18 protein-coding genes are annotated in these 20,043 nt (G+C 41.8%); 4 read left to right on the top strand and 14 right to left on the bottom strand.

What is annotated here, in order from left to right; genetic code table 11:
• Positions 1 to 82 precede the first annotated feature (82 nt).
• The 10 genes from CUU59_RS00205 to CUU59_RS00160 all read right to left on the bottom strand — a co-directional run bounded on the left by CUU59_RS00205 (position 83) and on the right by CUU59_RS00160 (position 11,828).
• Positions 83 to 814 (bottom strand): NAD-dependent protein deacylase, encoded by a 732-nt coding sequence (locus CUU59_RS00205; protein WP_099950039.1) that lies wholly within the window; start codon positions 812 to 814, stop codon positions 83 to 85.
• Positions 815 to 817: 3 nt separating this feature from the next.
• The gene (locus CUU59_RS00200) at positions 818 to 1,813 is read right to left on the bottom strand and encodes a hypothetical protein (protein ID WP_099950038.1); all 996 of its coding nucleotides are present in this window, start codon (positions 1,811 to 1,813) and stop codon (positions 818 to 820) included.
• A 142-nt stretch (positions 1,814 to 1,955) separates the two neighbouring features.
• Positions 1,956 to 3,392, bottom strand: a complete 1,437-nt coding sequence (locus CUU59_RS00195; RefSeq protein ID WP_099950037.1) for an AlbA family DNA-binding domain-containing protein — start codon at positions 3,390 to 3,392, stop codon at positions 1,956 to 1,958.
• A gap of 316 nt (positions 3,393 to 3,708) precedes the next feature.
• Complete coding sequence (locus tag CUU59_RS00190) at positions 3,709 to 5,019, bottom strand: class I SAM-dependent RNA methyltransferase (RefSeq protein WP_169922803.1); 1,311 nt, start codon at positions 5,017 to 5,019, stop codon at positions 3,709 to 3,711.
• Between the two features lies 1 nt (position 5,020).
• Positions 5,021 to 6,607: a WG repeat-containing protein gene (locus CUU59_RS00185; RefSeq protein WP_099950035.1), complete on the bottom strand. Its 1,587-nt coding sequence runs from the start codon at positions 6,605 to 6,607 to the stop codon at positions 5,021 to 5,023.
• Positions 6,608 to 8,059 (bottom strand): glutamate--tRNA ligase, encoded by a 1,452-nt coding sequence (gltX, locus tag CUU59_RS00180; protein ID WP_099950034.1) that lies wholly within the window; start codon positions 8,057 to 8,059, stop codon positions 6,608 to 6,610.
• Positions 8,059 to 9,750 carry a proline--tRNA ligase gene (locus CUU59_RS00175; protein WP_099950033.1) on the bottom strand — a complete coding sequence of 564 codons (1,692 nt, stop codon included), beginning with the start codon at positions 9,748 to 9,750 and terminating at the stop codon, positions 8,059 to 8,061. Before CUU59_RS00175 ends, gltX begins: the two co-directional genes overlap by 1 nt.
• 276 nt (positions 9,751 to 10,026) lie before the next feature.
• The gene (locus tag CUU59_RS00170; protein ID WP_099950032.1) at positions 10,027 to 10,326 is read right to left on the bottom strand and encodes a hypothetical protein; all 300 of its coding nucleotides are present in this window, start codon (positions 10,324 to 10,326) and stop codon (positions 10,027 to 10,029) included.
• A gap of 13 nt (positions 10,327 to 10,339) precedes the next feature.
• Positions 10,340 to 11,251, bottom strand: a complete 912-nt coding sequence (locus tag CUU59_RS00165) for an ADP-ribosylglycohydrolase family protein (protein ID WP_099950031.1) — start codon at positions 11,249 to 11,251, stop codon at positions 10,340 to 10,342.
• A gap of 13 nt (positions 11,252 to 11,264) precedes the next feature.
• Positions 11,265 to 11,828: a hypothetical protein gene (locus CUU59_RS00160; protein ID WP_099950030.1), complete on the bottom strand. Its 564-nt coding sequence runs from the start codon at positions 11,826 to 11,828 to the stop codon at positions 11,265 to 11,267.
• Positions 11,829 to 11,951: 123 nt separating this feature from the next.
• Between CUU59_RS00160 and CUU59_RS00155 the strand changes: the two genes are divergently transcribed.
• From CUU59_RS00155 to CUU59_RS00145, 3 genes are all read left to right on the top strand, one after another.
• Positions 11,952 to 12,689 carry a zinc ribbon domain-containing protein gene (locus tag CUU59_RS00155; protein ID WP_099950029.1) on the top strand — a complete coding sequence of 246 codons (738 nt, stop codon included), beginning with the start codon at positions 11,952 to 11,954 and terminating at the stop codon, positions 12,687 to 12,689.
• Positions 12,690 to 12,785: 96 nt separating this feature from the next.
• The gene (locus CUU59_RS00150; RefSeq protein WP_099950028.1) at positions 12,786 to 13,529 is read left to right on the top strand and encodes a zinc ribbon domain-containing protein; all 744 of its coding nucleotides are present in this window, start codon (positions 12,786 to 12,788) and stop codon (positions 13,527 to 13,529) included.
• A gap of 127 nt (positions 13,530 to 13,656) precedes the next feature.
• The gene (locus tag CUU59_RS00145; RefSeq protein ID WP_099950027.1) at positions 13,657 to 14,304 is read left to right on the top strand and encodes a zinc-ribbon domain-containing protein; all 648 of its coding nucleotides are present in this window, start codon (positions 13,657 to 13,659) and stop codon (positions 14,302 to 14,304) included.
• 201 nt (positions 14,305 to 14,505) lie between these two features.
• On the opposite strand, the gene CUU59_RS00140 is transcribed toward CUU59_RS00145, so the two are convergent.
• Together CUU59_RS00140 and CUU59_RS00135 are read right to left on the bottom strand one after the other, a co-directional pair.
• On the bottom strand, positions 14,506 to 15,306 hold the full coding sequence (locus tag CUU59_RS00140; protein WP_099950026.1) for a bifunctional hydroxymethylpyrimidine kinase/phosphomethylpyrimidine kinase: 801 nt from the start codon (positions 15,304 to 15,306) through the stop codon (positions 14,506 to 14,508).
• The gene (locus CUU59_RS00135) at positions 15,306 to 15,854 is read right to left on the bottom strand and encodes an ECF transporter S component (RefSeq protein WP_099950025.1); all 549 of its coding nucleotides are present in this window, start codon (positions 15,852 to 15,854) and stop codon (positions 15,306 to 15,308) included. Before CUU59_RS00135 ends, CUU59_RS00140 begins: the two co-directional genes overlap by 1 nt.
• Before the next feature lie 146 nt (positions 15,855 to 16,000).
• Between CUU59_RS00135 and pdxR the strand changes: the two genes are divergently transcribed.
• Positions 16,001 to 17,338, top strand: a complete 1,338-nt coding sequence (pdxR, locus tag CUU59_RS00130; protein WP_099950024.1) for a MocR-like pyridoxine biosynthesis transcription factor PdxR — start codon at positions 16,001 to 16,003, stop codon at positions 17,336 to 17,338.
• Between the two features lie 819 nt (positions 17,339 to 18,157).
• On the opposite strand, the gene CUU59_RS00125 is transcribed toward pdxR, so the two are convergent.
• Together CUU59_RS00125 and CUU59_RS00120 are read right to left on the bottom strand one after the other, a co-directional pair.
• The gene (locus tag CUU59_RS00125) at positions 18,158 to 18,634 is read right to left on the bottom strand and encodes a GNAT family N-acetyltransferase (protein ID WP_099950023.1); all 477 of its coding nucleotides are present in this window, start codon (positions 18,632 to 18,634) and stop codon (positions 18,158 to 18,160) included.
• A 691-nt stretch (positions 18,635 to 19,325) separates the two neighbouring features.
• A complete protein-coding gene (locus CUU59_RS00120; protein ID WP_099950022.1) occupies positions 19,326 to 19,727 on the bottom strand; it encodes a winged helix-turn-helix transcriptional regulator in 402 nt (133 codons plus the stop codon).
• Between the last annotated feature and the right edge of the window lie 316 nt (positions 19,728 to 20,043).

Genomic DNA, 20,043 nt, shown 5'->3' with positions numbered 1-20,043 from the left:
ACCAATCGAGCATCGTTGTCACTCGCTCTCTTGGGCAGGGCTTCAGTTCGCAAAAAGTCGAACACTGCAAAAAGTCGCAATTTTAACCGCAAATTTCTTGCATAACCTCTCTAAATACTTTGCCTATTTTCTCATAAATACATAGATCCGCCGCTCCATCGTAGGAGGTTTCGGATAGGTTGATCAAGATTAAATTCTTGCCTCTGAAATAGTTGATGAGGCCAGCTGCTGGATAGACGACGAGCGACGTGCCTCCAACTATTAATGTATCGCAAGTTGAAATTTCGTGGACTGCATCAGCGAGAACGGCTTGGTCCAGGCCTTCTTCATATAAGACGACGTCTGGCTTTACCACTCCGCCACATTCTGTGCAATGGGGAATGTCCCCGAGTTTTAAAAATTCATCCAAATCATAAAACTTTCCACATTTCGTGCAATAGTTCCTGTGGACTGAGCCGTGGAGTTCGCACACGTGGTGGCTGCCTGCCATTTGGTGGAGGCCGTCTATGTTTTGGGTGATGACTGCGGATAATTTTCCCATGTCCTCGAGCTTGGCCAGGGCCTTGTGGCAATCGTTTGGCTTGGCGTCGGGATAGATGAGATTCTTCCTATAGAAGTCAAAGAAGTCCGCAGGGTATTTTACATAAAAGCTGTGGCTAACCATATCCTCAGCGTGGATGGTCCTGCCCATGGCCTTGTTAAAAACGCCATCAGCAGACCTGAAGTCGGGTATGCCCGATTCGGTGGACACGCCCGCTCCGCCAAAAAATACAATTTTATTTGAATTTTTTACAATTTCAGCAAGTTTATTCACGCCTTATTTTTCATCTCCGTCTGTGTTTTCGTCTGTTTTTTCATCTGTATTTTCGTCTTCAGTTTTATTTCCTTCTGGCATTTGTGGAAGGCCCATTTGTGGGTTTTCTTCCTTAGGTTGGATGCCGATTGAAAGCAGGGTGCCGTCTTCAGCGTAGACAAGATTGTATTCTACTTCTGGTCCTTCTTCATAAAGGGCAACAGCGGAAACATTTATAATCTTGCCTGTGATGCCCAAATCTTTGAGGGATGAAACGGCTGTCCTGTCGGTGATGTTTAGAATGTTCATTTCTTTTCTATTAGAAACCTTGTCGGCGACAGCAGCGAGTTGGGCTTCAAAACCCTTGTGGGCTTCTTCGTCCATTTCCATGAGCTTTAGCTTTGGCTTGATGGCTGCGTAGTCCTTGTTTTCAACTAGAGTTGCTAGATCTTCAACTTCTTTGATGATGTTGGCATATTTTTCCTTGTTTTTTTCTTGGTCTTGCATTGGGAAAAATCTCCAGTCGATGAGTTGACCGTCTTCGGTTACGATTAGGTCGAAAGCTAGAGATTGGTTTTCGCCTTTGACTTGACCTGAGTAAAATTTAACCTTACCAAATTCTTCATCGTCGTGGTCTTGCTTGATTAATGCTTCAAATTCGCCAAGTTTACCTGTGTCCTTGAAAATATTTTGAGTTAGCTCATAAACATCTTCGGTTTGATATTCTTTGGATTTTTCGTGAATTTTTTCATGAACGGTCGCAAATTCTTCGTTTGCCATGAAGTTTAGGGTGTCCATAACTTCTTTTTTGTCATTGTCATCGACGTTTACAAAGTTTTGCATATCAGGATTTTGATCCTCTGTTTGGTTATCGTCCTTGTTTTCGTCCTTATTTTCATCTGTCTTTTGTGTATCCTCTGTTTGTGGGCTCGTGTCTTTTGCATCGTCCTTCTTGGTGCAAGCAAAGCTTGAAAAAGCAAGGGCAAAAGCCGCGAGAATGATCAATAATTTTCTTCTCATAATATTCTCCTTTATATATATTATTTTAATCTCAAGAACATATTATAACACAAAAGAGGGGGAATGTAAAAAAAGAAGAACAATAAAAAACGATTAGATTTTACTCTAATCGTTTTTGATTTTTAGGTGCTCAACTTATTTATTACTCATCAAGCTCCCAATGACCATTCCTTCCAGTACCTACATATCTTAGATTAAAAATATCTTTTATAGCTCTTTCAATAGTCTTTACACTAACACCAGCTTCTTCTGCAATAGCCTTTCTTGTAATTTTATTGTTGTTTCTAACTTTTTCTTTTATAAACTCTGCAAGCAATACTTTATCCTGAGCGACATTCTGAGCGTCATTCTGAGCGACATTCCGAGCGTCATTCTGAGCGTCATTCCCCCCAACTTTTTGAGTGGCTATCTTCTTAAGTGGAATAATTGTCTTGAATATATGCCCTTCCTCGAACAAAGGATTTGCTCCCGAATAAAGCTGTGTGTATTTATAAGTATTTCGCATACCTGAACCTAACTCATCGGCGAGGCCTATTTCTCTGAATACTTTGGAAATAGCCGGGTTTTTAGGAAACGGTTCAAATTTTTGCAAATCTAGTACTCCAGTTCCATGAGCTAAATTACTATTTTCAACAATAATGTTCTCATCACTAATAATCATCTTTGCAGGATATCCACTTGAATAATCTCTATGGGCCAGCGTATTAGAAACTATTTCTCTAAGTATTAGGTCTCTTGCGTTAACCTTTACGATTCCGTCTAATACAAAAAGGTCATTTAAATGCTTTTGTCCAAAAGCTATAAGCCTATCGTAGCTATCAATTAAATTTGTCGTAATAACATCTCGATCATCATATCTGTCCTTATTTTCAACTCTTAATATCGCATCGGTTTTGTGTTGCGGAAGAACAGACATAATAGAGTTATCTTTTCCAAATAACAAAATTGCAGCTAGTGTAATCCCCTCTCGTTTTGTTTCTAAATCTGTAAGAATTAGATTCGCACTTCTAAGAAGTTCTTCATCACTCATCCTGCCCCAAGCGTGATTTTTATCTCGTGAGGTTGCCATTATCCTAGCTTTCTCAATAACTGACGTATCAAGGAATTCAATATCAAGATTTGTATATACTTTATTTACAAAATAACTCCCCTGTTTCCTCCCATATAGCTTATAGACAAGTTCTGAATGATTTGTAATATTAATATTTCCTTCATAAGACCTGTCCCAAATTTTCCCATTATGTCTACATACCTGATAACCTTCAGGAACTCTGATGTAAATTACTTTTTTATCGTCTATATCAAAGACTTCAGGGAGCAAATAAAGTGGTGGGTATATCTTTTGTGGATTATTAACTGCAGTTGTAAATTCTTTAATCACTTTACTAACTTTCTCTTCACTAACACCGACAATTTCTCTTTTATCATTTACACCCAGTAAAATATGCCCTCCATTCCTATTATTAAAAGAGCATACAGTATCAAAGACATCTTTAGTTAAAGCCTCCTTAGATTCTTTAAACTCAACATCTATTTTTTCTCCGAATTTTATTAGTTTCTTTATCTCGTCTATCTTCATCTGCTTACTCCACCACCTTTATTTCAATATATTTATCTTTAATAAAAACTATAAATTTGGAATTTTATTTTTATATTACTTTAATCCTAGAAAGATATTATAACACAAAAGAGAGGGAATGTAAAAAAAGAGATTGCAAAAGCAATCTCAAAATATACATATAAAAAAATATTCCCAGGATAATACGCTCGCCTTTTCTCCATAATTTGCGAGGAAAAATTGATGAAAAACGCGAAGTACAGAAATTTTGCGAATGAGGTGTACAAATGGTACTCCGCAATGAGCAAATATTTCGAAACAAGCGTTTTTCGCAATTTTAACCGCAAATTTCTAAAATATATACCGTCTCAATGTTCAGCGTCCCTCTAAAATTATCAAACGCTTTCATGCTAACTGCTTTGTAATTCGTCATTTCTTTTATATCTTCTACCGCTGTTACTGGGTTACAAGACACATAGATAATTCTTTCCACGCCCGATTCGTTCAGAGTCTCAGCGATTTTTTTGCCCAGGCCTGCCCGGGGTGGGTCGACGATTATAAAGTCTGCCTTGTCTTCGGTCTTAACAAAGTTCTTGCAATCGGCGAGGATTGGCTGGACATTTGTAATTTTATTTATCTCCAGCATGGCCATTGCATCTAAGACATTGGCTGGATTTATTTCCACAGAGTAAACTTGGTCTGCCATGTCGGAGACGATGGCCCCGATTACTGCGGATCCTGCAAAGAGATCCCAGATGACATGAGCTCCGTGGACTTGAGTTTTTACATAAGCATATAATTCTTCGGCTGCACGACTGTTGGTTTGGAAAAATGAAAAGGGTCCGATAGGAAATCTGAGTCCCAGAATTTCTTCGTAGATTTGCCCTTGACCGTAAATTAAATCGACCTTGTCGGCCACGATTGCATCCGAAGGGCTGTCGTTGGTCGTATGGTAGATGCCAGCAATCTTGTCGATGAGCTTTGCTGTTTTTAATTCTTCAATCAGTCCATCCACATCCAAACTTGCCTGCGAAGTCGTGACCAGGTTTAAAAGATACTTGTCGTCCGCGACGCTGTGCCTGATGACTAGGTGCCTATAAAAACCTTGGCCCCCGTACCTGTGGTAAAAGGGATGGCCAGATTTAACAGCAAAACTTTTCACGGTAAGCTTAATGGCATCCATGTCCTTGGGTACCAGCTTGCAATCGGCCGCCTCCACAATATTGTGGTACTTGCCCCTTTCGTGGAGACCCAACTTCATAGGCCCGTCCTTAACTTCGTCTCCAAAAGTGTATTCCATTTTGTTCCTGTAGCGGTGAATGCTTGCAGGCGTGTGCAGACCCAAAAACTCGGCAGATATTTGATCTGCCAAGCGTTCTAGTTCCATAATTTTTATATTTTTTTCGTCCTCGTAGGTGATATCCCTAAAGCGACAGCCGCCACACCGGTCTTGGACCTGACAGTCCAGGATTTTTTTGTAGGGCGAAGAGACTACCCCCTCCGCCCTAGCCCGGCCCCGCTTGCCAATGCTAAATTCGACGGTTTCTCCGGGCAGGCCAGTTTTTTCCTTATAAGATTTTCCCTCGCTAATAATGGTCGTCCGCTTGTTAAATTCAAGGCGGCTGACCTTGCCTGTCTGCTTTTCCATATCAGTCACCCACATTTATGCTGGGAGCCAGGACCGATTTAAAAAATGTGGCCTGGTCCTTGTCCAAGTAGTCGTCGATGTCTTCGTAGGCGAATTTTTCTTTCAAAAATTCATCGCCCTTTTTGAAATAAACATCCAGGTCATTCTCGAGAACAAAGCCTACGATTTCGATGTCGGCTTCGTCTTTGAAAGCGGACATGGCAATGAGCCTGTCACGCATGTCGGATTCGGTAAATAAATCCGATAGTTCAACCTTGGCTGGCAGGCTGATATCAAACATAAAAGTCGGATCACCCTTGGCAGTTTTCACTGTCACAAACAATATGTCCCCGTGAATATTCAATTCAATTTTGCGGTCGTCTCTTGTAATCTCGTCGATGGCAGAATTTAAAGCCTGATTGGTCCCTGCTGGCAATTTCTTTGCAAATATATAGGGACTTTGGTCCTTTATAATATAGGAAAGATGTTCCAGAGGTTTTGGGATAAGAGAGGTCTTGACCAGGGCCTTGTCCTTGTTAAAGTAAAGGACTTCGTTCATGGTCGAGATCATGTAAAAGTTTTCGTCTTTTTTTACATCGATGGTCCCCTCAGCTGTTGGCGCGTCGATTTCCACTCCATTTTTGTCCAGGAAGTAGGCCTGGTCGTCCCTAATAGAACAGATGATGCCGCCGTTTGAATCGAAATTATCCGCATTTAAATAAGAATATTTATAATCGGTCAGGCGAGTTCCGTCGGTTTTAAAAAGCGCAAAGCCGTCTTTGCCGCGGGCTGAAAAATATTTTTTGGATAAGAGTCTCACGTCATCAAAATCAGCTGGCACAAGTTCTTTGCCCTTGACCGAGTAGATGGCGGACTTTATAGACCCGCCCACCCTTTGGTTGATGACTAGCATGTCGTAATTGATGTCGACTATGTCGCCCTTGATATTTGTAAATATCGCCTCGCCGTCAGCATTTAAGAGGTCGACAGATCCGTCCTTGAGACCGATTAGATAAACTGAATCGCCAGCCTTTAGGACTTCCTCGTAAGGGAGTGGACTCTCTTCGCCTTTTTTGTCGATTTTAATAGGAGTCCCGTCCTTGATGGCGACTGCAAAATTTACGCCAAAGGAATAGGCTTCGTCATAAGTTGGCTGGACTATGACTTCATTTATATTTCTGTAGCCCCACTTGCCTCCGTCCATGTAGGCGAAGATTCCGCTGGCCTCGGCCTTGATATAATCATAAGTCGCCAGGGCTTTTTGGGCCTTGAGATCATAGAGAATATTTTTGCCGGCCTTGTTCAAAATCGCACGGTCGCCGTTAATATCGGCCACGCTGTCGAAGTCTTCGTTCACAAGCGATTGGCCAGTTTTATTTATAATTTGAATTTGATCGCCCTTGTAAACAACTGCGTAGTCGCCCTCAAAATAGGAAATCACATCGTCATAGGCCTGGTCAAAGGCCAGGTCCATATTGGCATTGTAAAATTTGTAGGAAATGCCGTCTTCGTCCATATCCATAATGGGATAGAGCTTGCCTACTTTGTTGCAGGCGACTAGGCTAAGAGCCATCAAGGTTGCGATGACAATAACAAATGCCTTTTTCATTTATAGGTCAATCCTTCTTAAAATTTCTTCTTTGCCTAAAAGATATAGGCACTTGTCGAATTCTGGTCCGTGGACAACACCTGTTAGAAGTGCGCGAGCTGGCATAAATAAGTCCTTGCCCTTGGCCCCAGTTTTTTCTTTGACTTGTTTCATAAAGCCTTTTGCATATTCTAGGGTCAATTCTTGGCCGTCCAAGAGTTCTTTGATGGCAGCTTTGATGGCCGGAATATTTTCGTTTGCCAGCCATTCCTTGGCTTCTTCTTCCACTTCAAAGTCGCCAGGCATGAGGAGCTTGCATTTTTCTGCAAGGACTTCAAGGGTTTCTGCGTTTTCTTTGAAGGCGTCCATCATAATTACATAGTGGTCACGGTTGGCGTCGATTTCCTCTTCGCTAATGCCGAGGGCCTTGACCATGTATGGCTTAGCGAGATCTAATAATTTTTCGCTATCTGTATTTCTAATATAGTGGGCGTTGGTCCAATTTAATTTTTCAAGGTCAAAGATGCCGCCGGTTTTGGAAACGCGGGCAAAATCGAATTCTTTGATCATTTGATCCATGGATAGGATTTCCTCTTCGCCTTCTGGGCTCCAGCCGATAAGTGCCAGGTAATTTACAAGTGCTTCTGGCAAATAACCCTTGGCCCTAAAGTCTTCAACGGCAACGTCGCCTTGGCGTTTGGAAAGTTTCTTGCGGTCCTTGTTTAAAACGGTTGGCAGGTGGACGTAGGTTGGTTTTTCCCAGCCCAAAGCCTCGTACAAGAAGATATGCTTTGGTGTTGACGGCAGCCATTCTTCGCCGCGGACTATGTGGGTAACGCCCATGAGGTGGTCGTCAACTACAACTGCCATGTGGTATGTTGGGAAGCCGTCGGATTTTAAGAGGACTTGGTCGTCCATGTCGTCGGTATTTATAGTAATTTTGCCGCGAACTAGGTCGTCAAATGAAATGTCTACGTTCTTAGGCAGTTTCATCCTTACAACATAAGGTTCGCCAGCTGCCACGCGTTTTTTGGCTTCGTCCAGGGGAATTGCCCGGCAAAAGCCGTCGTACTTTGGCATAAGGCCTTTAATTTCACGCGCCTTGCGCACTTCGTCCAAGCGGTCTTTGTCGCAGAAGCAGTAGTAGGCCTTGTCCTTTTCGATTAATTCATCCACATATTTTCTGTAGATTTCCAGTCTGTTTGATTGGGTGTAAGGGCCGTAGTCACCGACTTCTTTCAATTCGCCGTCGACAAATTTTGGGCCTTCGTCGTTTTCAATTCCCGACCATTTGAGGGCGTCAAGTAGATTTTCAACTGCCCCTTCCACATATCTGGTCCTGTCTGTGTCTTCTATTCTTAAAATAAATTCCCCGCCCATCTTTTTGGCATAGAGGTAGTTAAAGAGCGCTGTCCTAAGTCCTCCGATGTGTAGCCAGCCTGTTGGCGATGGTGCAAAGCGTAGTCTAACCATTATTTTACTTCCTTTCTGATAATTTCAATAGCTTCTTCAGCTGAGATTTCTTGTCTGTCCTTTGGTGTCTTTCTGTAAGAAAATTCCACAATGTTTTCGCTGGCGCGTTTGCCAACTGTAATCCTAAGTGGAATGCCGATCAAATCGCGGTCGGCGAATTTTACTCCAGCCCTGTCCTTTCTGTCGTCAAGCATAACGTCGCAGAATTTTTTAAGTTCTGCATAAATTTTTTCGCCCAGTGCCACTTGTTCTTCGTCGCCTGTGTTTACAATGGTAACGATGGCGTGGAAAGGGGTAACGGACATTGGCCAGATGATTCCAAATTCGTCGTGGTTTTGCTCGATGATGGCGGTAATCGTCCTTGAAACGCCAACCCCGTATGAGCCCATCCAAATTGGATTTTTCTTGCCGTTTTCGTCAAGGTAATAAGCCCCTTCGGCTTCGGCGTACTTGGTGCCCAGGCCAAAGATTTGTCCGACTTCAACGCCGCGGCGGATCTTCATTGGCTGACCGTTTGGACTTATGTCGCCCTCGACTGCTGTCAAAAGGTCGCCCCCGTCAATGCCTTCGAAGTCGCGGCCGTAGTTTACGTTCTTGTAGTGGTAGTCGGTCTTGTTGGCGCCGACTACAAAGTTTTTCATCTGCATAATTCTCTTGTCGCAAATGAATTTTATATCCGCACCGATTGGGCCGCCAAAACCAGCAACGCAACCGTGCTTTTCTATTTCTTCAGCTGGGAGCATATCAATATCGTACTCGTTGGCGCCGATAAAGTTTACCAGCTTGGTTAAATTTAATTCTCTGTCGCCAGGGATCATTACAAAGACAGGCTTACCTGCATTTGATAGGAAAATCATCTTGGCGGTTTTGTTTTCGTCAATTCCTAAGAAGTTGGCCACATCTGCAATTGTTTTTGTGCCTGGTGTGTGAACTTCTTCCAGCTCTAACATTTGGGAATCGTCCTTTATTTCATAGGAGACCGGGCACTTTTCGATGTTGGCTGCGTATGACAAGTCCTCGGTGTAGAGGAGTTCGCCTTCGCCAGTTTCGCTTAGGGCTTGGAATTCGATCGACAAATTGCCGCCCATTTGCCCAGAGTCGGAGTCAACCTTTACATAGTCCAGGCCAATCTCGGTGAAGATTGCGTCGTAGCAGTCTTCCATATTGTGGTAGGACTTGATCATGCCTTCCTTGTCGCAGTCGAAGGAGTAAGCGTCCTTCATCAAAAATTCACGGCTGCGGTTAAGGCCAAAGCGTGGGCGTTTTTCGTCCCTGTATTTAACTTGGAATTGGTAAAGATTCATTGGTAATTGCTTGTAGGAATTTAATTCGTCCTTGATCAGGAATGAAAAATATTCTTCGGCTGTTGGCCCTAGGCAAAATTCGCGGTCATTGCGGTCGGTTAGTTTAAATAATTCTGGACCGTATTTTGCCCACCTGTTTGAAGCCTCCCAAATTTCCTTTGGTTGGATGACGCTCATGCGGATTTCTTGGCCGCCAAATTCATCCATATTTTTTCTAACGATGTTTTCCACATTCATAAGTACACGGAGGCCAAGTGGCAGGTAGGAATAAATCCCCGTGCAAGTCCGTCTAATCATGCCGGCCCTTAGCATGAGCTGATGGCTGGCAATTTCTGCATCTGCCGGCACTTCTTTTAAGGTCGGCATGTAATATCTTGATAATCTCATAAAATTCTCCTTTGCTAAAATTTTCTATAAAAAAAGCCCCATATACATGAGGCGATGTTTCCGCGTTACCACTCAAATTGGTTCTTTGTCGGTCCTTAACGGCAACCACCCGCGCTTGCTTGCGAAAACAAAAGTAGGTTCAGCAAGGCCCTGCCGATTTCTTCCACCAACCGAAATCTCTCTGTAGACAAAGTCCAAGCCTACTGGCTTTCTGCTTTAATTATAGCAAAGAAAAAACCAATAGTCAACGAGAAAAGGCTGGCTTACGAAGTTTTTTTATAATTTAATTAGAGTCTGTGAAACATTAAAATATCCTAAGAAATAAATTAAAGCCGCTAATGTCAGGACAGTTATTAATATTAAAATATTGCCTCGTTTTTTCCCATAGGACTTGTGAGCGACCTTGGTAAAGAGGGATATGAGGACGATGTTTAGGGTGTTAAAAACGATAAATAAAGAGCTGTGGGCGAAGGAAAGTATGAAGCTGGCCGTCATGTAAAAAGTCAGGGTAAAGGTCAGCCAATCAAAAAACATTGAGGCGTAGATTTTAAATTTATTTTCCATTTGTTTGTCCATAAGTTTCCTCCTCTTATTCATATTTTTCTAGCAAAAATTCTATAAAGCTATCGTATTTTGCTTTTACATTTGCGTCTAGCTTGTCGATCCACTCTTTTGGAATAGAATGATAGCCGTCTCTGGCTCCTGCCATGGACCCGGTGATGGCGGCAATGGTGTCCGCGTCTCCTCCGTGGTTTACCGCGCCTATAATGGCGTCAGCGACTGGAAGGTTTGCAAAGTGTTTTGCGTTATTGTAGGTATTTATAATATAGCCAGAGGGTTTTAATAATTCTTGAGATTTTAACTTATAATTTTCGCCCGAGATAAAGTGCCTGATTATTTTTGTGTATGTGGTTAAGATGTCGGCGCAAGTTTTATTCCTGTGGGTGATCTCCCCTTGGAGGAGATTCAAGTAAAAGGCTAAGTCCACTGGTGGGCAGGCGTTCATCAGTGAGCGGCCGTCTACTAGTGAAGGCTCGTCTGCTGGTGGGCGGTCGGTCACTAGTGACCATACATCCACTGGCAAGAAGGCACAAGGAAGTGCCCGCATGAGGCTGCCGTTACCCAAAGCGTCTTTATCTTCGTCGATGTAGTCGCCAGTCATTTTGTATTTAACAAGGGCTATTTGACATTGGTTGCCTACATCTTTTGGTCCGGTCTCAAACCAGGCCAAAAAATTATCTGCGCAGTATTTTTTAAATTCATCACCACTTTTAAAGACTGACATGAGTGCATCAATAACCCCGATTGTCATGGCCGTATCATCTGTCGTCTCGCCGACCTTTAAATCCAGCCAGCCGCCGCCGATTAAATCATCGACCCTGCCGTATTTTATTTTAATTTCTTCAGCCGACATAAATTCTGTGGTCGCTCCCATGGCGTCGCCAATGGCATGGGCGTAGAGGGCGCCGCGAATCCTGTCCCTTAAAATATTTTTATCCATAAATCTCACTCCTTTAAGAAATAATCAAGTCATAGGTCGTGGCGGAGAACATAAGTGACCCGCGATTAACCTTGTAATAGCTTATGCTTTGAGTCCACCCATCTGCGATTATCAAATAGTCGTCCCCATTTGCGTAGGCCCGGTAGCCCAGGCAGAGAACATAGTGCCAGTCGAAGAGGCCATTAGCAAGTAACAAAATCGACAGGCGGTTTCTAATCGTAGCTTTTTTTATTTTATCGGTCTTAAAATGAATTTTGGATTTTAATTTTAGATTGTGAGATTTAAAATATCTTTTGATCTTGTGGGAGATAAAAAAAGCTGGGCCGTTGCCAATCAGGGCATAGATATTTACAAAAAGCTTCCACCAATCTTCCTTTATATAGTGGCGGGTAAAATTCGTCGCGGCCGTGGCTCCGCAGTGGTTATTTAAGTAATCGCCCGTCTGACCAGTCGTCACAAAGCCCTCTCTCATGGCAAGGCTAGCGTAAACATCACGATATTCACCTGAGGGCATTTGGTCTGCTTTTAAAAATCCGTAATCGTCATCGCCCGTGAAAAAATTTTTGAAGCTCGTCATCTTATCCCCCTTTCTAAATCTTCTATATATTATATTACCCATTCGCCAAATAAAACATTGCCCTTTTCCCTTTAATGTGTTATAATAAAGTCAAAATAAAATATAATTTATAGGAGGTAGATTATGAGATGTAATAATTGCGGCGCAGACTTAGCCGACAATGCAAAGTTCTGTACATCGTGCGGAGCAAAAGTAGAAAATACTGCCCCACAAGGCGGATCAAGACACTGTCCAAATTGCGGGAGCCAGTTGGCAGCAGACGCTAGCTTTTGCACTAACTGCGGACAAAGAGTAGGAGGCCCTGTAAGGCAAGCGGCCCCAAGAAATAATTATATTAGACCTAGAAAAAACCAAGCGGATGTAAAAAAACTTGGCCTAATTATTGGCGGAGCCGTCTTAGCCCTCCTACTTTTAATATTTGTAATAATCCCACTCTTTAACACGGGTTTATCAGAGAAGAAAGCTACAAAAATGGTCGAAAACACAATAAACTCCATAATGGATTTTGATTTTCAAAAGGCCAGCAAAAATTTTGCAAATGTAAGCGATGACGACTACAGGGATTTTGCAGATGAATACCAAAGTATGCAAAGCGAACTCGGACCCCTACTAGGCAATAAAACCCTGGCAGATTTTATGGATATAAATGTCACACCTATGAGCTTCGTTTGCAACAAGAGCGCTGGCACAGCCCAAGGGACTTATAGTGTTAATTTCTCCCTAAATAAAAAAGGCATCAAAAATCCAACTATAAATGGCCTGCTCAATATGGCCCTGGCAAGCGGCGGACCACAAACGATTCAAGTAGAATTTGTAAAAGTTGGCCGCAAATGGAAGATCAGCGAATTTAATGATTATTAATAAACTCCAGCTCAAGGCTGGAGTTTTTTCTTGCTAGAATTTATAATAAATGATATAATAAATATATAAATTATAATCAATACGAGGAGGTAGATTATGAAATGTAATAATTGCGGCGCAGACTTAGCCGACAATGCAAAATTCTGCACATCGTGCGGAGCAAACGTCGAAGCGCAAGGACCACAAGGCGGACCAAGACACTGCCCAAATTGTGGGAGCGAATTAGCAGGGGACGCCAGCTTTTGTACCAACTGCGGACAAAAGGTGGGAGGTCCTGTAAATCAAGGGGCTAAAGAAATCGAAAATAAATTAGCAAACACCTTTGGTGGAAACAAGAATGCTAATCTAAAAAATATAGGGATGATAGTTGGCGGTGTCGTAGTCGCCCTGCTCTTGATATTCTTTGTCTTTGGACCACTCTTTGGCGGTGGCAAGCTGACAGCTAAAAAAGCAGCTGACATCGTTGAAGACGTCTTTGAAGAAGCCATGGACTTTGACTTTGAAGACGCCAGAAAATATTTTTCTATTACCGCCCAAGACGAAGCAGATTACTTTTTTGATATTTTCCAAGGCTTTAAGACCTACTATGGCGACTATGTAGACAAGACCCTAGACGACCTAATCGATATTGAAGTAGAGCCTGTTGACTTTTTGTACAACAGAAACACCAAGGCAGCTAAGGGAACTTTTAAGGTCATTAGCAAGGTCAAGAAAAAATATTTGACTGATCCAATGATATCCCAATGGTTCGGATCTGACTTCAAGGGAATCGACACCGATACAGTCAATGTTGAATTCGCCAAGGAAGGCAAGAAATGGGTCATCACTAGCTTTAACTAAAAATATTAAGCTATAAAATAAAGGTGGAGGCACAGGCCTCCAGCTTTTTTTCTTGCAAATTTTTTGTTTTTCTATCATCTATGATATAATAAATTTATGAACTACAATAAATACGAGGAGGTAAGCTATGAAATGTAATAATTGCGGCGCAGAATTAGCTAACAATGCAAAATTCTGTACATCTTGCGGGGCAAGCCTTGAAGCAAATACATCACAAGTCGAGCCTGTAGATCAAGGGTCAAAGGAATTAGAAAATAAATTAGCAAATAGCTTTGATAGAAATAAAAAGGCTACTGGAAAAAATATAGGAATGATAATAGGAGGCCTATTGGTCGCCCTAGTCTTGGTATTCTTTGTTATCAAACCCCTCTTTATCGACAAGCTTTCAGATAAAAAAGCAGCTGAGATTGTCAAGGGCGTTTTTGAAGATGCAATGGAATACGACTTTGATGACGTAAGAAAATATTTTGCTCAGAGCGCACAAGACGAATCGGATTATTTTATCAGTCCCTTCAAAGACTTCAAGACCTACTATGGCGACTACACAGACAAGACCCTACACGACTTTTTTATCGATGTGGAAGTAGAGACAATTGACTTCTTGTACAACAAAGACACCAAGACAGCTAAGGGAAATTTTAATGTCTTTAGCGCGGTCAAGAAAAGATACTTTAATGATCCAATGGTCTCTGACTTCAAGGGAGTTCACATCGATGAAGTTGAAGTTGAATTCATAAAAGAAGGCATGAAGTGGGTCATCACAAACATAAAATAAATAATTTTTGACTGAAAATATTAAAATAAACCTGGCTACAGATGTGCCAGGTTTTTATTTGCAAAGATTTTTCCAAAGCAAAAAGCCACGAGATCTTCGTGGCTCCTTGCCAGTTATTAAACTGGAGAATATATGCAAATCCGAAAAAATGATCAAAAATTTATGATGGCTTATCTTTAAGCTAAAAAATTAATTCTATTTTTAGAAATGGATCTTGTCTGTCTTTATATCGTGGAAGCCCTCTTCGCTTGCAGGTTCATGGGCCTGGGCCTTGATGGCCTCATACATAATGGTCTGTAAGTTTTGCAAGCTGGCCATATTGAGGTCGCCATTTGCAAGAAGGATGCCCACCATGGATGCGTAGGCGTCGCCTGATCCAACGAATTTGGCATCGACGAGTGGCGAGGACACAAAGCCCTCTTGATCTTTGTTTTTAAAATAAGTTTTGATTTGGCCGTCTTCCACATAGCTCTTGATAATTACATTTTTAACCCCAAAGTCCCTGTGGAGAATTTCCGCAATCTTTACCACGTCAGCGTCCGTAATTTCCTCGAATGCCACCGGATATCCAGAGACATTAATGGCCTCGGTCAGATTTGGCGTGACGGCGTCGGCATTTTTTATCAATTCCCTGTACATCTCAATTTGCCGTGGGCTAAGGGGCGAGTACATCCGCCCGTCGTCCGCGTGAATTGGATCGACCAGGACAAATTTGTGGTCGACTTTCTGTAGATAATTTTTGATACCAGCAAAAGGCGTCTCTTCATCCAAATATCCGATTTGAACTAGGTCGACTGCTGGGAAAATCTTTTGGACCGATTCCATCAAGACATTAAAATCCCTACCTTCACTCATGACCGGGTCAGTGTAGCCCAGATGAGCGGAGAAAGTTTTGGTTGGGACCGATACAATATCAAAGCCGTGGGCCATGAAAAGCGCCACGTTAACCTTTAAAGAACAATTGCCTACATAGGTAAAGGAATTAAAGGACGTGCACTTCATTAATTAAGCCTCGTATCGACCATTGGTTTTAATATTTTGTTTAAGACAAGAGCGATAATTACGCCTATGGCTGCATTTGCCAGTGAAGCCGCAGCCTTGGTTTTAACTGTAACCATAACTGCTTCGTGTGGAATGCCTGCTACGTATCTTTGTGTTATATAGCTTTTAATTAGGTATAGGCAGACATAAGTGAGCGCACCTACGACTGTGCCGATAATATTTTTGGTGCTGCTCTTGGCATTGGCCCCCTTTGAATGAACGATGAGTCCAGCCACAGCTGCCATGGTAAATTTAAAAATAAAAGTGATGGGTGAACCTGCAATGTAGGCTGGGTTTGTAAAGTCATAAAACATTGAGCCCAGACCTGCTGCCAGCCCTCCCCAAAGTGGGCCCACCAGCATGGCTGCTAGAATGCAAATGCCGTTTGCAATGTGAACGCGAGTAACTCCAAAGCCTGTTGGAATTGGAATTGAAATGTAATTTGATACAAATACCAAAGCGGTCAAGAGACCTACGATTGTAATTTTTTTAGTGTTATTATTTTTCATTGTTTTCCTCCCTTTTACATGAGTTTAACATACAACTGACCATATTAAAAGTATCACTTTTGAAAATAAAAATAAGACCAGTTCATTAAACTGACCTTGTTTTTAATGTCAAAATATTATACAATAAGGATATCAAAGGAGGATTTATGACTGCCATATACATAGACAAAAACCAAGGATTTTTGTATGAGCAACTCTATAATTATTTTAAAAATGCCATCTTGAGCGGACAAATCGAAAACAATGCCAAGCTCCCATCCAAACGGGACTTGCAAAGGGATTTAAACATTTCCCAATCGACCATTGAGGCCGCCTACAATCTCCTCTTAGACGAGGGCTATATTTATTCTAAAGAGCGGTCAGGCTATTATGCATCTGACATTGCCAGCCTGGTTCAAATTCCCGACGAAAAATCTTTTGAAATTGAAAAAAATTATGAAAAAATTTACGATTACGATTTGGATTTTAACGGGATTGACCCATCCATGGCCATTGACTCTGCTCTATCCAAAACCATTCGCGACATCGCATCCGACCTTGACGACAACCTCTACGACCGCCATTTGGACGGCGGCCTCTATGAACTCAGGGCGTCAATTGCAAAATACTTATACTACGAGCGCGGTTTCAAGGTCTCGGCCAGTCAAATCTACATTGCAAATTCCACGAGAGCTTTGATCTATGAGCTGACCAAGGCCTATCCCAAATTTAAATTTGCCCTAGAAGACCCCGGCTTTCCCGGCATTGTAAACACCCTAAAGGAGTTTAAGAAAAACTACCAAGTCTTTGACGTTTTGGAAGACGGGATTGATCTTGAAAAAATTCCGCAAAATACAAATATAATTTCGGTTACCCCATCCCACCAATTTCCAACCGGTCTGGTCTATCCAATTAAAAAACGCCTGGATCTGATTTCCTGGGCCTCGTCCAAAAAAGATCGCTATATATTGGAGGACGACTACGACAGCGAATTTAGGTACACGGGGATCAAAATTCCCGCCCTCAAGTCCTTCGACGTAAACGACCGGGTAATCTACATCGGAAACTTTTCCAAGTCCATAGCCCCGTCGATCAAGACCTCCTACATGGTCTTGCCCAAGTCTTTGGCTCTAAAATCTTATGAGACCAATGTCAGCTACTTTACCCAAAAGCTCATCGCAAACTTTATTGACCAGGGGCATTTTGAAAAACAATTAAACAAGATGCGGACAGCTTCAAAAAGAAAATTAAATATCTTGTTAAAAGCCCTGGACGAAAACAATATCGCCTACACAGGCCAAGACGCCGGCCTCCATGTCATCTGCGATTTCAAAGAACGCGAAGAGGAAATCTTGGCAAATGCAAGCAAATACAAAATAAAAATCTACCCCATCAAGGACTACTATCAAAATAAAAGCGACGACCCCAGGTACATCATCGGCTACGCTTCCATCAGCGAGGCCGACCTAAAATCCGCCTGCGACCTTCTATTTAAAAAAATGTAATCCATTTGTAATTAAAAAAACCGCAATATTAACAACTTTGTTACCCATATTGGGAGAGCTAGTGTATAATATACTTATCCTTTTGTTTTATAATAATTTAGAAACCTGGGCGTGATGGCTCGGGTTTTTCTATTTTGCGGTTAATTTGCGGTTAATTTCGCGATATTCTTGTGAAAAAATATACGACGAATGCTCATGCCCGCAAGAGGCAATCCCATTCGCCGAATGTCTGGAATAAACCAGACGCTACATGGCTACATGAATATCCGTAGGATATTTTTACGATAAAAAATATTAATAGAATTTACGTTGTATAACGCTCTGCGATGTAGGAGCGACTTGCAGCCCTGCCCAAGAGATCAAGTGATAACGACGCTCGATTGGTATGCAGTGACTCACGCAACCTCTTGTTCACGAAGAAAAAATCTAGCGAAGCGTGTAGGGTCCACTTTATGTGGACCGAATTTTTTCTGAGTGAGTACAAGAGTCTGAGGAGAATTTCGGACATCTCGGCCGCGCGGACTCGATGTCCCGCAATCGAGTTTTTTTATATATGTGTTTTTAATGTTGTTTACAAGATGCATTATAATATATTTGTAGGAGATAAATTTTTATCTTCTCTTCACATTTTATATGCACAAAATTCACGAGGAAAAACGGGAATATTTCGCGAATCACACACCTCAACCTTTCAGCACACAAATTTAGGAGGATAAATCGATGAGATTCGAAGTGAAATAAATTTTTTAGGACGCAGGTGTACTAGAGCGTACATCGAGGACTAAAAAATTTTTTCACGAGAATGTCGCGATTTAAACCCTAAATTTTTTTCTGAAAAGCGAATCGTGGGTCGCCGTTGGTTAGGTAAATAACCCCACAATACTCAAAGCCTGCGCGCACTATCGCCGCCCTCATCGTCCCATTATCCTCATGAGTATCCACCCTTACACATGGCGATTTTGTCAGGGCGAAGTCCGCCGCCTCTTTAAAGACGCCCCGCCGTCTGCCAGCCTGGGCAATCCTATGGATGGTCACATAAGGGCCGTCATAATTCCAGGCCCCCTCTATGTGCTCGTAAGTCGGATCGTCCCCGTATATCATGGCAAAGGCTCCATAAATCTCTCCATCTTCCATTACATACAAATTCCCATTTTCAATATCCGCCGCCAAATCACTTCTCGCCGGATAGCCATCCGCCCATTGCTTCAAATTGCCATTCGCCCGCATATAAGCCTTGGCCCCTTCAAAAATCTCCACCAATCTGTCCAAGTCACCCATCTTCGCACGCCTAATCATGCCAACCTCCTCAAGAATTCTATATACATATTATAAAGGCAAATGCAATTTCCCGCAAGCAAACTAAAACGACCACAAAAACGTGGCCGTTATTTTTTATTATTAATGTTCAAAATAAATGTTATCCGTAGGATAACATTCGGGAAATCCTTTTCGGTCCACATTCTCCTCAGACTGTTGTACTCACTCAGAAAAAATCCGGTCCACATAAAGTGGACCCTACAAGCTTCGCTATATTTTTTCTTCGTGAACAACAGGTTGCGTGAGTCCTGCATACCAATCGAACGTCGTTATACTCGTTCTCTTGGGCAGGGCTGCAAGTGGACCCTACATACGTTCTTATAAATTTACATAAAATTATAATTTTCGCTCCTCTTAAATCTTTATCATTCTCTTAAATTTCGCTGGAAAATTTGATGAGAAAGGCGTGAGTCGCAGAAATTTTTCGAGTGAGGTGAATAATATCAACTCCTCAACCTTTCAGCACCCGAATTTAGGAGGATAAATCGATAAGATTCAAAGTGAAATAAATTATTATCTTCTCTTCAACCTTTAAGCACATAGATTTTATGAGGAAAAATTGATGAATTTTTGTAGCTTGAGACTTTTTGACGAATGAGGCGTACTAAAGTGTACGTCGGAATGAGCAAAAAGTCGAACACTGCAAAAAATCGCAATTTTAACCATAAAATCACTTACACAAAAAGTCGCAGCCCTTGCACCTGGGCAACTCCGCCTCATTCTCCAACCTCACCCCATGGCTCCAGGCTCTCATTTGTCTCAAAATTGGGACGAGCTCCCTGCCTCTTTCGGTAAGATCATATTCGGTTCTGGGCGGCATTTCGTCATAGACGGTCTTGGTTATAATGCCTAATTGAACGAGCTCTTTTAAATTATTAACAAGTGTAGATTCAGTGACATCGCTCATGCCGTCTCTGAGTTCAGAAAATCTCAAGGTCCCCAGATTTGAAAGGACGCAGATAATTCTGGCCTTCCATTTGTTGGATAAAATTTTCATAGTATTTGCAACCGGGCAATTGACGTCTTTATCGCTCGGTACATTCTTTAATTCTTCCTGTATGGATTTCTCCATATATCATAACCCCCCTTCTTAAAAATATATATGGTTTAATAGTTCAAAAATAAAACTATAGACTCCTATTTAGTATTATAGTTCAATCTTCGAAATAATTCAAGAGTACAGTCATATCTTGTGCTTTATTTTTTTGCTGGTCGGCATATGTATATGTTTGTTTTAAAATTAAATCTCGCCCACGGGACATTAAGTCTCCGTGGACGAGGTGTCCACAATAAAGTGGACGGTACATGGCTACATATATATCCGTTGGATAATTAATATGTTTTTATATCTTCTCAATACTAATTCCACTTACATAATTTGCGAGGAA

The sequence above is a fragment of the Ezakiella peruensis genome (assembly GCF_900215725.1).
Lineage (GTDB): Bacteria > Bacillota > Clostridia > Tissierellales > Peptoniphilaceae > Ezakiella > Ezakiella peruensis.
Note: the sequence above shows the minus strand (reverse complement) of the source record. Positions and strands in the feature narration are given on the sequence as shown.